Here is a 15,367-nt window from a genome sequence, read left to right as displayed (position 1 = left end):
GAATAGAGGAGCCCAAATGGCTGGCGCTGTGCTGGCAGGGCGGTATGTTTACTGGAAGACGGCGTTCGGATCATCAAGGCTGTCCGAGCCTTCAAACGCGATGCCATCAAGGCCAAGCGTGGTTACAACCCGCTCGATCGAGCGGGTCTGGTCGATCAACCCGTTCACGCCGCCCATAATCAGGGATTCTCCGCCTGCATTGCCGCGTTCCAGCATCTGGTCATAGGCGAAGCCCGCTTCGGCAGCGGTTTTCAGCCGCCCCAGCGCCATCATCGTCGTGCTCAGCTTGCCGCGCATTTCCGCATCAAGGGCTGGATCAGCAGCGGCAACCATATCCGACAGCGACGCGCCGGAAACCATCGTGCCATCAACGCGGACGTATTCGCCCAGATAGACATTCTGGATGCCAAGCCCGTCGAAATAGTGGCTGTTATGCGTGTTGTCGGAAAAACAATCATGCTCTTCCTCGGGATCGTTCAGCATCAGGCCAAGGCGCATCCGCTCGCCCGCTTGCTCGCCGTAGGAGAGGGAGCCCATGCCCGTCAGGATCGCAGACAGGCCCGCCTCTGTGCTATCGGTCAGGTTTGTGCGGGCCGCACCATCGTCGGCCCATTGCGCCGCCATCCATTCAAGGTCCGCGACCAGCAAATCAGTCGCGGCGACCAGATAGGCGCCACGGCGGTCGCAATTGCCGTTGGTGCAGTCTGCGCCTGTTGCGTAATCTGTCCAGGGTCGGTTGCCCGCGCCTGTGCCGTGACCGTTCAAATCCTGACCCCAGAGCAAAAACTCGATCGCGTGATATCCCGTTGCGACATTGGCCTCGACGCCGTCGGCTTCGTGCAATGTTTCGGACAGGAATGCCGGTGTGATGGCCGAGGCGTCGATGGTGGTGCCCGACAGAGTGAACGAAGGGTTCGCCACGACATTGAGCGCTGCAAATGCATTTTCGTCAGAAGGACCGCCATAGGAGGCATCTACATAATCGATGAGTCCTTCATCCAGCGGCCACGCGTTCACCTTGCCTTCCCAGTCGTCCACAATCGGATTGCCAAAGCGGTAGACCTCGGTCTGTTGATAGGGAATGCGGGCTGCAAGCCACGCGTGCCGCGCCGCGGTCAGGTTTTCGGCCGAGGGGGCCGCCACCAACGCATTCACCGCAGTTTGCAAGCGCTGCGCGGTCAACAGGCTATCGCCATATTTTGCCGCAGCAATATTGGCGTAATTCGCCAGAACCTCGGTTTTCTCGACCGCAAAGGCGGGCAGGGCAAGCGAAGCAGCGGCGACAGTGGCCAGAAGGGTGATACGTTTCATGTCGTTTTCCTTTAGTGAAGTGTTGTGGGCTGGCCAAGCACAGCCGCATAATCGCGCGGCGCGCCAAGGCGCATCCGTTTCAGGGCAAGGCCAAAGTCAAACGCGCAAGAGGCGAGCAAAGGGGCCACGTCGGCCCGAACCAGCAAGGTCGCGATCAGCATCGTATCTTCGCGCGCCCCTTCGGAGGCAGTGGCGATGAAATTGGCAAAGCAGGACTCGTCCGCACCAAGGCATTTGCATTGTACCGCGTGGCGCATCAGCGGCCTGCGGCCATGGGTGGCACATAAGGCGCAGATACTATCGAAGGACTGCACGGCCTTTTCTCCCTGATGATGGCCAAGGGCGGTGATGAAATCGTCGCGCACCTGCGCCCGCGCATCGGCACCGTCCGACCACAAGCGCAGATAGATCACACTTGCGGCCTCTACGCCGTCCAGCTCGGTGATGAAGCCGACGGCTGCGCCGCCACGGTTATGGGGGTGCGCGCTCATTTAGTCAGGATCAGTTTATTGGCCCGCGTGATACGCAGGGTGTAGACCTGTCCATCCAGCACAATCTGCGCCGTATCCCCGCCTGCGGTCAGATCGCTGGCGGTATAGGTGGGCAGGCTCATCGGCTGCACCTTTTTGGGCGGTGGGGTGTGAAAGCTCATGGCCGCCCCCCTTTGCCTGATCTCGGGCGGCCTAGCGCCTGTTTGGCCGCCGACCGCGTTGCGGATTTGGGGGTGCCGGAGCTGTCGTCGGGTTTCGACCCTTGCAGGCCAGCGACGTTTCGGGAGGGGCTATGCAATTGCAGCATCTGGGAATCCTTACACACAAGATTGTCGGGCTTGCCCTTGCGAGTCGGGGTGGCTTGACGTGCGGCAAATCTGACTGTTTTAATCGGATATGTAAACCCTACTATATTTGTCAGGATTTCATGCGTCCGGCGCTATGCAAGCGATTCATCCTGTGGACGGCCTTGGCCGTGTGTCGGATACCGCTTCTGCTATGGCGCGTTGGATTATGGAGGTTGAACAGACACCGGCGCGCGGCCTGTGGTGAGGGCAGCGGCGTATTGACAGGGGGCATCGGGCCAGGGCGTTCTGCAATGCCTCGGCTCAGTCTGTGGTGTAAACGATCTCGGTGCCCGTCACATTGCAGAAGGTTTCGCAATCTGCGGGAACTTTCTTATCTGTGACGATGGTGGAAATATCGTGCATTGATGCAACAAAAGCAGGCGCCTTTCTTTCGAACTTGGAGCTGTCGGCAACCAGCGTGACGTGTTCGCTGTGTTCGATAATGGCTTTGCTGACGCTGACTTCTTGCATGTCAAAATCCATCAGGTCCCCGTTCTGGCGCAGGGCAGAGCAGCCGATGACCGCATGGTCAAAGCGGAACTGCCGGATCGAGTTCTGCGCAATCGCGCCCGTCATGCCCCCATCCGAGCGGCGCAGCTGACCGCCTGTGACAACGACGTCGATTTGTTTGCAGGCTGATAGAATGATGGCAATGTTGACGTTGTTCGTGACGACCAGAAGACCTTCGTGATGCAACAGCTCAGTGGCGACGGCCTCTGTGGTGGTGCCGATGTTCAAAAACACGGCACAGTCGTTCGGAATTCTCTTTGCGCAGGCGCGTGCGATGTCTACTTTGGCCGCCTGATGCAGCATCCGGCGTTCGTTGTACCCGATGTTCACCGTGGTCGATGGTAAAACCGCGCCGCCATGAACCCGCTCCAACTCGCCCGAGTCCGCAAGTTCGGTCAGGTCACGGCGAATGGTCTGTGGCGTTACGTTGAAATACTCGACAAGGCCTTCGACAGTCACTTTTCCATCGCGCCTTGCGATGGCGATGATCTCGGGCTTTCTAATTGTCAGTCTCAAACAGCGTTCCTTTTTCCTTTTTGATCGTTTTATCGCGATTTGGGGAAAAGTCACAGCCGCGAGGCTTCGATTCTCAACTAATTTGCGCTGCAGTGCAGAAACCGGAGGCATGGGGAGTGAGTCCAAAGTTGAAAAATCGTTTTAAAATATATGCTAAGCGCGAAACGATCAGAAACGAACATTTTTTACTTCCTTTTGCGCTCGCAATTTGTCACTTATTTATGACGCCGCCGGGAGGGTGGTGTTCGGAGGGGACAGCATGAAACCAGACTTTGATCTTTTGATCATCGGCGGCGGCATCAACGGATGCGGCATCGCACGAGACGCAACCGGGCGTGGGCTGAAGGTGTGCTTGTCTGAAATGAACGACCTCGCGTCCGCGACGTCTGCGTCCTCCACCAAGTTGTTTCACGGCGGCCTGCGGTATCTTGAGTATTTTGAGTTCCGGCTTGTCCGCGAAGCATTGATCGAGCGGGAAAACCTGCTGCGTGCGATGCCCCATATTTCCTGGCCGATGCGGTTTGTGCTGCCATACCACGAAAGCATGCGGTTCGACATGTCGACGCCAACGTCAAAGGTGTTGAGCAAGGTCATGCCGTGGATGAAAGGGCGCCGTCCCGCGTGGCTGATCCGGCTTGGCCTGTTCATGTATGATCACCTTGGTGGCCGTAAAATTCTGCCTGCAACGTCCAGTGTGGATTTGCGCAATGCGCCCGAGGGGCAGGGGCTCAACCCGAAATTCGAAAAGGCGTATGAGTATTCTGACTGCTGGGTTGAGGATTCGCGCTTGGTTGCGCTGAACGCCCGCGATGCAGAGCTGCGCGGGGCCGAGATTCGCACCAGATCCAAAGTCGTGGGGGCCGAGGTCGTCGACGGCATCTGGCATGTCGAGATGGAAGACACCGCCACGGGCGTCCGCAGCACATCGACAGCGGCGATGGTTGTGAATGCGGGTGGCCCTTGGGTCGGCGACGTATTGCGCACAACGCTGCGCAGCAATTCGCAGGCGGGCGTGCGTCTGGTGCGCGGCAGCCATATCGTGACCAAGCGGTTGTTCGATCACGACAAATGCTACTTCTTCCAAGGCACTGACGGGCGGATCATCTTTGCGATCCCCTATGAGACAGACTTTACCCTGATCGGGACCACAGATCAGGATCACGAGGATGCTTCGGTCAAACCCGAGTGTACGCCGGAAGAGCGAGACTATCTGATCAATTTCATCAACGACTATCTTGCGCAACCAATCCAGAAAGAGGACGTCGTCTGGGCCTACTCGGGTGTGCGTCCGCTTTATGATGACGGGGCAAGCTCGGCGTCGGCGGCGACGCGCGACTATGTGCTAAAGCTTGATACGTCACGCGGTGCGCCTTCGTTGAACGTGTTCGGCGGCAAGATCACGACATATCGCTGCCTTGCCGAAAGCGCGATGGAAGAAATCGCCAAGGTGCTGCCCGTCACGGACAAGCCCTGGACCGCGGGCGTAGCTTTGCCCGGCGGCGATTTCGCGGTTGACGGTGTGGATGCACTGGTGGCGGAGGCCAAATCGGACTTTCCCTTCCTGACCGACCGCTGGGCCTTGCGTCTGGTGCGGGCCTACGGGACCGAGGTCGCGGATGTGCTTGCGGGGGCCAAAGACATCAACGCGCTTGGCCAGGACTTTGGCGCTGATCTGTATCAGGTCGAGGTGCAGTGGTTGATGGACAAGGAATATGCACGCAGTGCGGAGGATGTGGTCTGGCGGCGCAGCAAGCTGGGTCTTCGGATGAGCGCAGAGCAGATCAATGCCGTCGATGAATGGATGGAATATCGGCTGTCGCAGCAATTTAGCGCAGCGGCCGGGTAAGGGGACGACGAAGATGACGTTAGAACTTAGAGGGGTCTCAAAATCGGTAGAGGGTGTTGTGCACATCCATCCGACTGATTTGACACTACAAAAAGGCACGATGAACGTGCTGCTGGGGCCGACGTCGTCCGGCAAGACATCGTTAATGCGGCTGATGGCTGGCCTTGATGTTCCAACCGAAGGCACCGTGCATTGGAACGGCAGTGACGTCACGGGTATGCGCGTGCAGGACCGCAAGGTCGCCATGGTGTACCAACAGTTCATCAACTACCCGTCGATGACTGTTTACGACAATATCGCGTCTCCTTTGCGGTTGATGGGCAAATCGGCTTCGGAAATTGACACGGCGGTAAAGAAATCCGCGGATTTGATGCAGTTGACGCCCATGCTAGACCGCAAGCCGCTGGAGTTGTCGGGCGGTCAGCAACAGCGGTGTGCGTTGGCGCGGGCGTTGGTCAAAGACGCGGGGCTGGTGTTGCTGGATGAGCCGCTTGCGAACCTCGATTACAAACTGCGCGAGGAATTGCGTGTCGAGATCCCCAAGATATTCGAAGAGGCAGGATCGATCTTTGTCTATGCCACAACCGAGCCTGAGGAGGCCCTATTGCTGGGCGGGAACACCGCCGCTCTTTGGGAAGGGCGTGTGCGGCAGTTCGATCTGACGCCAACGGTCTACCGCCGCCCTATCGATGCAACAACGGCGCGGGTGTTCAGCGATCCGCCGATGAACTTTTTGAACATCAGCAAAACAGGCGCCGAGATTACGCTGGCGGGCGGGCAGACCTCTGCCGCGACAGGTGCAATGGCCGGCTTGGCCGACGGGCGCTACATCGCGGGCTTCCGCCCCAACCACGTTGAGATTTCGGCGCAGAGCGCAGATGCAATGGCGTTCGATACCAAGCTCGTCGTGATCGAGCTGACGGGGTCAGAGACCTTTGTGCATCTGGACTATGATGGCGAGAAATGGGTGGGTTTGATCCACGGGGTGCACGACTTGCCTTTGGGGGCGGCCTTGCCTGTTTATATCGACCCGAGCCATGTCTACATTTTTAACGAAAATGGCGACCTTGTCGCACCCGCGTCTTACGCGATCGCAGCATAGGGAACGAAGGCATGGCAAAAATTACGCTCGATAATCTGGCGCATTCTTACTCCCCCAACCCCAAGGGCGAAGACGATTTTGCGTTGAAAGAGCTGAACCACGATTGGACCGATGGCGAAGCCTATGCTTTGCTGGGGTCGTCGGGCTGCGGGAAATCCACGCTGCTCAACATCATCTCGGGTCTGCTGCATCCCTCGCAGGGGCGCATCCTGTTTGATGGGCAGGACGTGACACACGCGTCGACGGCGGACCGCAATATTGCGCAGGTTTTCCAGTTTCCGGTGGTCTACGACACGATGACTGTCCGCGACAACCTTGCGTTCCCGCTCAAAAATCGTGGTGCGGACCCCAAGTATATCGCCGAACGCGTTCAGCAAATCGGGCAAATGATCGGTATGGAAGCCGTGCTGGACAACCGTGCGCGCGGTCTGACCGCGGATGCCAAGCAAAAGATCAGCTTGGGCAGGGGCATGGTGCGCGAAGACGTGAATGCCTTGCTGTTTGACGAGCCGCTGACCGTGATCGACCCGCATATGAAGTGGGAGCTGCGCACGCAGCTGAAATCACTGCACCATGAATTTGGGCATACGATGATTTATGTGACCCACGATCAGACCGAGGCGCTGACCTTTGCGGATAAGGTGGTCGTCATGTATGACGGTCGCGTTGTGCAAATCGGCACACCGCAAGAGCTGTTCGAGCGGCCCGAGCATACGTTTGTCGGCTACTTCATCGGATCGCCCGGTATGAATGTCATTCCCGCCGAAGTGGCAGGCAGTGTGGCAAATGTTCAGGGCACATCGGTGACGCTGAACCGTGGCTACAAAGACCTCGGCGGCAAAGTCGAGATCGGCGTGCGCCCCGAATTTGTCACGCTGACCAAAGGCGAAGGCCTGCCGGTGACTGTTCGGCGTGTCGAGGATGTCGGCCGCCACAAGATTGTGCGCGCCGATCTGTTTGGAAAAGAAATCAATATATTAGCTGGTGAAGATGTGGAAATATCACCTGACATGGATCGCGTGACCTTCGATCCCGAGCATGTGAACGTCTATGTCGACGACTGGCGCAAAGAAGGGGAGGCAGCCTGATGGAAAAGACAGTCAACCAAAAGGCATGGTTCTTGATCCTGCCTGTGCTGCTGCTTGTTGCGTTCTCTGCGGTGATCCCGTTGATGACGGTTGTGAACTACTCGGTTCAGGACACATTCGGGCAAAACCAGTTCTTCTGGGCGGGCCTAGAGTGGTTCGAGGAAATGTTGCGCTCTGAACGGATGTGGGACGCGCTTGGCCGTCAGCTGATGTTCTCGGCGATTATTTTGTCGATTCAGGTGCCTCTTGGTGTTTTCATTGCCTTGAACATGCCCAAAAGCGGGTTCTGGTCCAGCTTCTGTCTGGTCATGATGTCGCTTCCATTGCTGATCCCGTGGAATGTGGTGGGCACGATCTGGCAGATCTTTGGCCGCGTTGACATTGGCCTGCTGGGATACACACTGGATGCACTGGGTATCTCGTATAACTACACGCAGAACACCTTTGCCGCTTGGGCGACGATCATTGTGATGGACGTGTGGCACTGGACGTCGCTGGTTGCGCTGCTGGCTTTTGCAGGTCTCAAGTCGATCCCCGACGCCTATTATCAGGCTGCCAAGATCGATCAGGCGTCCCGTTGGGCCATCTTCCGCTATATCGAACTGCCCAAGATGATGGGCGTTTTGATGATCGCGATCCTGCTGCGCTTTATGGACAGCTTTATGATCTACACAGAGCCGTTTGTGGTCACTGGCGGTGGCCCCGGCAATGCGACGACCTTGCTGTCGATCGACCTTGTGAAGATGGCATTGGGGCAGTTCGACCTTGGACCGGCTGCGGCTTTCTCGATCATGTATTATCTCGTAATCCTGCTCATCTCATATGTGTTCTACACGGTGATGACCAATCTCGATAAGAAGGGCGGCTGAGCCATGAGTGACGCAACCGCAACATCAATCTCCACGCCCGCCGTGGCGAACGGCCGTGGCAAACGGTTCAAGCTGAAGGGTTCCGTCATCGTGATGACGCTGTACCTGTTGTTCCTGATGCTGCCGATCTACTGGCTGCTCAACATGAGCCTCAAGACCAATACCGAGGTCCTGAACGAGTTCACCCTGTGGCCGCGCAACCTGACCTTTGATAACTACATCAAAATCCTGACGGATCCGTCGTGGTACACGGGGTACATCAACTCGATCATCTATGTGGTGATGAACACGGTGATCAGTCTGGCGGTTGCACTGCCTGCCGCCTATGCGTTCAGCCGCTATCACTTTATGGGCGACAAGCACCTGTTTTTCTGGCTGCTGACCAACCGGATGGCGCCGCCTGCGGTATTTGCGCTGCCGTTCTTCCAGCTTTATTCATCCGTTGGGCTGTTCGATACGCACATCGCTGTTGCTTTGGCGCACTGTTTGTTCAACGTGCCTCTTGCTGTATGGATCCTCGAAGGGTTCATGCGCGGCGTGCCCAAGGAAATCGACGAGACGGCCTATATCGACGGGTACAGCTTTGGCAGGTTCTTTGTGAAAATCTTCACGCCGCTGATTGCCTCGGGTATCGGGGTTGCCGCCTTCTTCTGCTTTATGTTCTCATGGGTCGAGCTGCTGCTGAGCCGCACGCTGACCTCTGTCGATGCAAAGCCGATTTCGGCGATCATGACCCGAACCCAAGGCGCTGCAGGGATCGATTGGGGTGTTCTGGCTGCCGCTGGCGTGCTGACGATCATTCCAGGGGCGTTAGTGATCTATTTTGTGAGAAACTATATTGCCAAAGGCTTTGCCTTGGGGAGGGTGTGATCATGACAACAGCGCCGTATTTCACGTTTAGAAACTCTGATCTGAGGGGGGACACAATTGATGGAGACGTGATCGTCTCGATGGAGGGTGTGGCCTGGTGTCTTAATGAAGCCTCGTCAACCAAAGGCAGATCCGTTTTGCAGATCCAATACACCCATGGGGCCACCCTGACCTTGGTCGTGAGTTCAACGATAGCAAACGGCCGCACGGTCTCGGACCGTTTTCGCGATGCTCTGGAGGCTTTTAGAAATGCTTGATTGGATGGCCTGGACAACGCCCACGGCACTGTTTTTCATTATCATCGCCTGCACACTCGTCGTGTTCACTGTGCTTGCGATCAAGTTTCCGGAAGCGCCCCGCATGGGGATCTTCAGGACAGAGACGACACGAGGAGATCGTCTTTTTATCACACTACTCGGCTCTGCCTTTATTAATCTGGCATGGCTGGGGGTGGTCGGTGCAAACCAACCTTATGCACTGATTGTCTGCCTTTTCTACGCAATAGCGGTTTTCCGCTGGGGGTAGAAAAGGAACGGCGCGTCTGAATGAACGGTTCCGACACGCCCATCAACAAACGAAGTTTCCACAGGGAGGAAAAGAATGACTATTTCGTTGAAATCAAGCTCGGCCATTGTGCTGGCGCTTGGGGTACTGGGGTCTCCGGTATTTGCTGACATGGATGCTGCAAAAGCATTCCTGGACAGCGAAATCGGTAGCGTCTCGACGCTATCGCGCGCCGATCAAGAAGCCGAGATGAAGTTCTTTGTAGATGCAGCGGCACCTTATCAAGGGATGGAAATCAAGGTTGTTTCCGAAACCATCGCAACGCACGAATACGAAGCCAATGTTCTGGCGCCGGCCTTTGAGGCCATTACAGGCATCAAGGTCACGCACGACCTGATCGGCGAGGGCGATGTTGTTGAAAAACTGCAAACGCAGATGCAGTCGGGCGAAAATATCTATGACGCTTATGTCAACGACTCCGATCTGATCGGGACGCACTGGCGTTATCAGCAAGTGCGCAACCTGACGGACTGGATGGCAGGCGAAGGCGCTGGCGTAACCCTGCCGACACTGGACATCGAAGACTTCATCGGCACGTCTTTCACCACGGGTCCGGATGGCAAACTGTACCAACTGCCCACGCAGCAGTTCGCGAACCTCTATTGGTTCCGCTATGATTGGTTCAACGACGAACAGAACAAGGCCGACTTCAAAGAGAAGTTCGGCTATGATCTCGGCGTTCCTGTGAACTGGTCCGCCTACGAAGACATCGCGGAATTCTTCACCGGCCGCGACTTGTCGCGCATGGGCGTTGACGGCGATGTATTCGGCAACATGGACTACGGTAAGAAAGACCCGTCTTTGGGTTGGCGCTATACCGACGCGTGGATGTCCATGGCTGGCATGGGCGACGTGGGTGAGCCGAACGGCCTGCCCGTTGATGAATGGGGTATCCGTGTAAACGAAAACTCCCAACCCACCGGGTCCTGTGTCTCTCGCGGTGGTGCGACTAACGCTCCTGCGGCCGTTTACGCGGTGACCAAAGCAATCGAATGGCTCGACAAATACTCGCCGCCTGCGGCTGCTGGTATGACCTTCGGTGAAGCGGGTCCAATCCCTGCGCAAGGCAATGTTGCGCAGCAGATGTTCTGGTACACTGCCTTTACCGCAGCGACAGTTCTGCCTGATCTGCCCGTGATGAACGAGGACGGTACACCGAAATGGCGTATGGCTCCTTCGCCGCACGGTGCCTATTGGAAAGAAGGCCAGAAGGTTGGTTATCAGGATGCAGGTTCCTGGACGTTGATGGAATCCACACCCGTTGACCGTGCACAGGCCGCGTGGCTTTATGCGCAGTTCGTTGTGTCCAAAACGGTTGACCTGAAGAAGTCCGACGTTGGTCTGACATTCATTCGTGAATCAACCATCGCGTCCGAGCACTTCACCGAACGTGCGCCTCGTCTTGGTGGTCTGGTAGAATTCTACCGTTCGCCTGCGCGCGTCCAGTGGTCGCCAACAGGCACAAACGTTCCCGATTATCCGAAGCTGGCACAGCTGTGGTGGCAGAACATCGGCGACGCAATGTCGGGTGCGAAGACTCCTCAAGAAGCGCTTGATGCACTTTGTGCCGATCAGGAAAAAGTACTGTCGCGTCTTGAGCGTGCGGGTGTTCAGGGTGACCTGGGTCCAAAGCTCAACGAAGAGATGGGTGCAGAGCACTGGTTCGCACAAGAAGGCGCACCATACGCCAAGCTTGAGAACGAAGATGAAGAGCCAAAGACGATCGCTTATGACGAGCTGATCAAGTCCTGGCAGTAAGGGTACCTCCCTGAGTGTGGGGCGCGTCATGCGCCCCACATTTACAAGCCAAATTTTCTGACCGACTGCCATCGACCGACGATTCAAACGGGGTGGCTTGTCACTGCTTCCATTTAGCGGCCAAACGGGATTTGAGATGAAATACGTACTCGCGATTGATCAAGGCACAACCTCAACCCGGGCGATCGTCTTTGACGAAAGCCTGCGCGTCATTGCCCAGGCGCAGGAAGAGTTCAGCCAGATTTTTCCAAAATCGGGTTGGGTCGAACATGACCCCGGCGATCTTTGGGGAACGACGGCGGGCACCTGCCGCCAAGTGATCGAGCGGGCCAATATTGACGCAAAAGACGTCGTGTCCATCGGGATCACCAACCAGCGCGAAACCACCATCGTCTGGGACAAGACCACCGGAGAGCCGATCTATAACGCCATTGTCTGGCAAGACCGCCGCACCGCTGATTTCTGTCAAAAGCTGCGAGACGCGGGCCACGCCGACATGTTTGCGGACCGGACCGGTTTGCTGGTTGATCCGTATTTCTCTGCGACAAAGCTAAAGTGGATCCTCGACAACACCGAGGGGGCGCGTGCGAAGGCGCAGAATGGTGATTTGTTGTTCGGAACCGTAGACACCTACCTGATCTGGAAGCTGACGGGCGGCAAGACACATGCCACAGACGCGACCAATGCGGCGCGGACCATGCTGTATGACATCCGCAAAGGACGGTGGAGCCAGACGATCTGCGAGTTGTTCGACATCCCGATGGCGATGCTGCCTGATGTCAAGGACAGCGCCGACACATTCGGAGACTGCCGTGCCGATCTGTTCGGGCGACCGATCCCGATCTGTGGCGTCGCAGGCGATCAGCAGGCGGCCACCATAGGGCAGGCTTGTTTTGCGCCGGGCATGTTGAAATCCACCTATGGCACGGGGTGCTTTGCATTGCTGAACACGGGCGACACGCCTGTTAAATCGCAAAACCGTTTGTTGACGACCATTGCATACCAGCTCGACGGTAAGCCGACTTATGCGCTTGAAGGGTCGATCTTTGTCGCGGGGGCCGTTGTGCAATGGCTGCGCGATGGTCTAAAGATGATCCGCGATGCGTCCGAGACGCAGCCGCTGGCCGAGAAGGCGGATGAAACGCAATCGGTGGTGTTGGTGCCCGCCTTTACGGGGCTTGGCGCACCCTATTGGAATCCGGAATGTCGCGGCGCTATCTTTGGTCTGACACGTAACTCAGGACCGAACGAGCTGGCGAAGGCGGCGTTGGAAAGCGTCGGCTACCAAACCCGCGATCTATTGGATGCGATGCACGCCGACTGGAACACCTCTGGCGCCAGCTCCGGGACCAGCAGCGTTTTGCGCGTTGATGGCGGGATGAGCGCATCTGATTGGGCCATGCAGTTTCTGGCCGATATTATCGACGCGCCCGTGGACCGTCCGCATGTTCTTGAGACAACCGCGCTTGGCGTTGCGTGGCTGGCGGGAATGAAGGCGGGCATCATGCCTGAACAGGACGCGTTTCAGAAGCAATGGGAGCTTGAGCGCCAGTTCAAGCCGCAAATGTCCGAAGACATGCGCGCGCAGAAATATGGCAATTGGCAGCGGGCTGTGAAGTCTACGTTGGCGTATTGACCAGATGTCGCCCATCCCCCCGTTTTCGTTTTCATGCAGGACCAGTGTCCATTTCGGGTCTGGCACCCATCAAAAGCTGGTTGATCTCCTAACGTCAGCTCAGGGGGGAATCGTGCTTCTCAGGGGCAAGTCCAGCGCGACCTCTGCACCGGTTCGCCAGCTTTTGGAGGATCACGGCCACCCTTTCGTGACGGTCATATGCCCGGGCGAGCCGAGCATTTCTTCGGTGAATGAAGCGTGGCAATCCGTTCGGGAGACTGACGTTGGCGTGGTCATCGCCTGTGGCGGTGGTTCGGTCATTGATACGGGCAAAGCGCTGCGCGTTGCCTTGCAAAAGGGTGCGCCTTTGTCGGATGACGACTTCGCACTGGGCCACGACAAGCTGACGGGCGCCACGTTGATCGCTTTGCCGACGACCGCAGGCACAGGGGCAGAAGTCACTGCCAATGCGGTTCTTGGCACGGTGGACGGCACCTCAAAGATCAGCCTGCGCGGGCAGGGGGTTCAGCCATCGGTGGCCATCGTCGATCCCGATCTGCTGCGCTCGGCCCCTGCGTCTATCGTTTTGGGATCAGGCCTCGACGCGGTAGTGCAAAACATCGAGGCTTATACCTCGTCTTACGCCACACCGCTTACGCGTGCCCTGTCAGGGCCTGCGATCTCGGCGACGTTAACGGCGCTGCGCGATGTGATCGAGACGGACCAGAGCGACGCATGGGAGGCGCTGGCGCTGGGAAGTGTGACAAGCGGCATCGCGCTGGCCAACGGCGGGTTGGGTGCTGCACATGGCATCGCATCTGTCGTTGGCGGAGTGTTCCCTGCACCCCATGGCGCGTTGTGCGGGCGCTTGTTGGTGCCCGTCTTGCAGGCCAACATGGCGGCGGCAGGGTCGAACGCCCAAGTGCAGACGGACACCTTGATGTGCCAGAAAATCATCGCAGAAACCTTTCCGCCAGCCGAAACAGGGGACCCGTATTCGGGGTTCGAGGCATGGTTGACCAAACACAATCTGCCGCGCCTTGCGGATTGGGGCGTCACGGCCGATCATATTGACGGGTTGGCGCAGGCATCCTCGACGGCATCGTCATCATTGAAGAACCCAGTCAAACTAGGCACCTCAGAGTTGGCGCGCATCCTCTGGGCTGCGCTTTAGGGGGGGTATCTGACGATCCGTTATATTTGCCGATGCCTTTGCTTGGTGGTTTGCAGATACAAGGAGATGGCGGTTACGGGTTGGATATGCTGCGGGGCAAGCGTGACGGGGTCGCTTAGATGCTATTTAGGGGCCAACGTTTTGACACGTTTGGGGATCAGCACCCAATCATACGGTACATCGATAGCGGCGTTCTTTGCACAGTCAATCTATCAGGTGATCGAGCGGTGCGCCTGGGCAGCCAATCGGGTTAGGCGGCACGTGCTAAACAATGAAACCCGCCAAACCCTGCTACGAAAGTCCGGCTCTCTCCGCTTTGGACCTGTCGAACCAGTATGGATAAACTCTAAAACGCGTGCGCAAATCGCACGTTGGCTGCCTCTGCGGAGGGTCTGTAACTGAAATGCAAAAGCGGCCATTCAAGCCGTGGCAACCAGGCGCCCCGTGCTGCGCCAGCCATCAGGGTCAGCTATGCGAGACTTTGCTGCCGTCCATCCGATCTATTTGAACGTCTACTATTGGATGCTGCGGCAAACGCGCTGGTTCTCTGCAGGCGGTTCACAGAACCTGCATGAGGTCCAGCATGCCGAGGCTATTTTCGAAGCCTGAAGCCAGACAAAATAACAGTGCGCTCAGCTGCGGTGTGCGGATGAACGGCTTTAGGGTCGCCGCAGCATAATCAACATGATTGTATGGGGCGGGTGTCTCGGCAATGTCACGCAAACCCGTGTAGAAGCTCGAAACTAATAGTGGTTTGACACCCGAATTCCTCAATACCTGCTAGCCTTTGCGCTGTCCTCGAACTTCGTCGACGCTGACGGTGTTTTCGATGGGGGCGCCCTGAAAACCGACAATTTCCTGTTGGCGGAAGCCGAATAGGATCGCGATGTCGAATAGCCCTTCGATGGTGTGTTCAAACCGGAGCCATTGGACCGTTCGGCCCTATATCAATGGCCACAATTTGTATCGCACAGGCGGGCGCGATGCTGTGGGTGCTACTCGCGCATACGTAAGTAGCTATCGTTATTGGGGTTTCCAGACTAATGTCGCCGCCTTCAATCAGGAGGGACTGCTACCGCGTTGCACGAAAAGAACCGTTAACTTGCTTGAATATAAGGTATTGCCGTCGGCGGGGGATGGGGGCCATGAACCCTCAATTAACAAAATAATTATACTCGCACTTTAACCATTCGCTAATGCCGAAGGTAATCTTGATGGTGTGATACTTATTATAAGCCTCACCGCTGGTGTCACGTCAGAAGGCATTGACGCGCTGATCTAGAACCTGACCTGCTCTGACGCGCCA

At 57.0% G+C, this 15,367-nt stretch carries 13 protein-coding genes; 9 read left to right on the top strand and 4 right to left on the bottom strand.

Annotated features, from left to right (window positions below):
• Positions 1-48 precede the first annotated feature (48 nt).
• The 4 genes from ABMC88_RS10315 to ABMC88_RS10300 all read right to left on the bottom strand — a co-directional run bounded on the left by ABMC88_RS10315 (position 49) and on the right by ABMC88_RS10300 (position 3,175).
• Entirely contained in the window at positions 49-1,311 is a 1,263-nt protein-coding gene (locus ABMC88_RS10315) for an imelysin family protein (protein ID WP_349576797.1), read from the bottom strand.
• Between the two features lie 11 nt (positions 1,312-1,322).
• Complete coding sequence (locus ABMC88_RS10310) at positions 1,323-1,802, bottom strand: hypothetical protein (RefSeq protein WP_349576796.1); 480 nt, start codon at positions 1,800-1,802, stop codon at positions 1,323-1,325.
• On the bottom strand, positions 1,799-1,963 hold the full coding sequence (hemP, locus tag ABMC88_RS10305; protein WP_349576795.1) for a hemin uptake protein HemP: 165 nt from the start codon (positions 1,961-1,963) through the stop codon (positions 1,799-1,801). Before hemP ends, ABMC88_RS10310 begins: the two co-directional genes overlap by 4 nt.
• 447 nt (positions 1,964-2,410) lie before the next feature.
• Complete coding sequence (locus ABMC88_RS10300) at positions 2,411-3,175, bottom strand: DeoR/GlpR family DNA-binding transcription regulator (protein WP_349576794.1); 765 nt, start codon at positions 3,173-3,175, stop codon at positions 2,411-2,413.
• 259 nt (positions 3,176-3,434) lie between these two features.
• Here ABMC88_RS10300 and glpD point away from each other — a divergent pair, with 259 nt between their 5' ends.
• The 9 genes from glpD to ABMC88_RS10255 all read left to right on the top strand — a co-directional run bounded on the left by glpD (position 3,435) and on the right by ABMC88_RS10255 (position 14,061).
• Positions 3,435-5,021, top strand: coding sequence for a glycerol-3-phosphate dehydrogenase (gene glpD, locus ABMC88_RS10295; protein ID WP_349576793.1), 1,587 nt, complete (start codon positions 3,435-3,437; stop codon positions 5,019-5,021).
• A 13-nt stretch (positions 5,022-5,034) separates the two neighbouring features.
• The gene (locus ABMC88_RS10290; protein WP_349576792.1) at positions 5,035-6,123 is read left to right on the top strand and encodes an ABC transporter ATP-binding protein; all 1,089 of its coding nucleotides are present in this window, start codon (positions 5,035-5,037) and stop codon (positions 6,121-6,123) included.
• A gap of 11 nt (positions 6,124-6,134) precedes the next feature.
• A complete protein-coding gene (locus ABMC88_RS10285) occupies positions 6,135-7,211 on the top strand; it encodes an ABC transporter ATP-binding protein (protein WP_349576791.1) in 1,077 nt (358 codons plus the stop codon).
• Positions 7,211-8,080, top strand: coding sequence for a carbohydrate ABC transporter permease (locus ABMC88_RS10280; RefSeq protein ID WP_349576790.1), 870 nt, complete (start codon positions 7,211-7,213; stop codon positions 8,078-8,080). The genes ABMC88_RS10285 and ABMC88_RS10280 overlap by 1 nt, the downstream gene beginning before the upstream one ends.
• A 3-nt stretch (positions 8,081-8,083) precedes the next feature.
• Positions 8,084-8,950, top strand: a complete 867-nt coding sequence (locus ABMC88_RS10275) for a carbohydrate ABC transporter permease (protein ID WP_349576789.1) — start codon at positions 8,084-8,086, stop codon at positions 8,948-8,950.
• A 249-nt stretch (positions 8,951-9,199) separates the two neighbouring features.
• Positions 9,200-9,475: a DUF2160 domain-containing protein gene (locus ABMC88_RS10270; RefSeq protein WP_349576788.1), complete on the top strand. Its 276-nt coding sequence runs from the start codon at positions 9,200-9,202 to the stop codon at positions 9,473-9,475.
• A 75-nt stretch (positions 9,476-9,550) separates the two neighbouring features.
• Complete coding sequence (locus tag ABMC88_RS10265; RefSeq protein ID WP_349576787.1) at positions 9,551-11,272, top strand: ABC transporter substrate-binding protein; 1,722 nt, start codon at positions 9,551-9,553, stop codon at positions 11,270-11,272.
• A gap of 136 nt (positions 11,273-11,408) precedes the next feature.
• Positions 11,409-12,908, top strand: coding sequence for a glycerol kinase GlpK (glpK, locus tag ABMC88_RS10260; protein WP_349576786.1), 1,500 nt, complete (start codon positions 11,409-11,411; stop codon positions 12,906-12,908).
• A 4-nt stretch (positions 12,909-12,912) separates the two neighbouring features.
• Entirely contained in the window at positions 12,913-14,061 is a 1,149-nt protein-coding gene (locus tag ABMC88_RS10255; protein WP_349576785.1) for an iron-containing alcohol dehydrogenase, read from the top strand.
• Positions 14,062-15,367: the final 1,306 nt, after the last annotated feature.

The organism is Sulfitobacter aquimarinus (assembly GCF_040149565.1).
GTDB lineage: Bacteria > Pseudomonadota > Alphaproteobacteria > Rhodobacterales > Rhodobacteraceae > Sulfitobacter > Sulfitobacter aquimarinus.
The sequence above is the reverse complement of the archived record's forward strand: the minus strand, read 5'-3'. Positions and strand labels throughout refer to the sequence as shown.

What these genes read in the sequence shown, in the direction of transcription:
- ABMC88_RS10315 (WP_349576797.1), bottom strand. Translation starts at nt 1,311, where the DNA reads ATGAAACGTATCACCCTTCTGGCCACTGTCGCCGCTGCTTCGCTTGCC.
- ABMC88_RS10310 (WP_349576796.1), bottom strand. Translation starts at nt 1,802, where the DNA reads ATGAGCGCGCACCCCCATAACCGTGGCGGCGCAGCCGTCGGCTTCATC.
- hemP (WP_349576795.1), bottom strand. Translation starts at nt 1,963, where the DNA reads ATGAGCTTTCACACCCCACCGCCCAAAAAGGTGCAGCCGATGAGCCTG.
- glpD (WP_349576793.1), top strand. Translation starts at nt 3,435, where the DNA reads ATGAAACCAGACTTTGATCTTTTGATCATCGGCGGCGGCATCAACGGA.
- ABMC88_RS10290 (WP_349576792.1), top strand. Translation starts at nt 5,035, where the DNA reads ATGACGTTAGAACTTAGAGGGGTCTCAAAATCGGTAGAGGGTGTTGTG.
- ABMC88_RS10285 (WP_349576791.1), top strand. Translation starts at nt 6,135, where the DNA reads ATGGCAAAAATTACGCTCGATAATCTGGCGCATTCTTACTCCCCCAAC.
- ABMC88_RS10280 (WP_349576790.1), top strand. Translation starts at nt 7,211, where the DNA reads ATGGAAAAGACAGTCAACCAAAAGGCATGGTTCTTGATCCTGCCTGTG.
- ABMC88_RS10275 (WP_349576789.1), top strand. Translation starts at nt 8,084, where the DNA reads ATGAGTGACGCAACCGCAACATCAATCTCCACGCCCGCCGTGGCGAAC.
- ABMC88_RS10270 (WP_349576788.1), top strand. Translation starts at nt 9,200, where the DNA reads ATGCTTGATTGGATGGCCTGGACAACGCCCACGGCACTGTTTTTCATT.
- ABMC88_RS10265 (WP_349576787.1), top strand. Translation starts at nt 9,551, where the DNA reads ATGACTATTTCGTTGAAATCAAGCTCGGCCATTGTGCTGGCGCTTGGG.
- glpK (WP_349576786.1), top strand. Translation starts at nt 11,409, where the DNA reads ATGAAATACGTACTCGCGATTGATCAAGGCACAACCTCAACCCGGGCG.
- ABMC88_RS10255 (WP_349576785.1), top strand. Translation starts at nt 12,913, where the DNA reads ATGTCGCCCATCCCCCCGTTTTCGTTTTCATGCAGGACCAGTGTCCAT.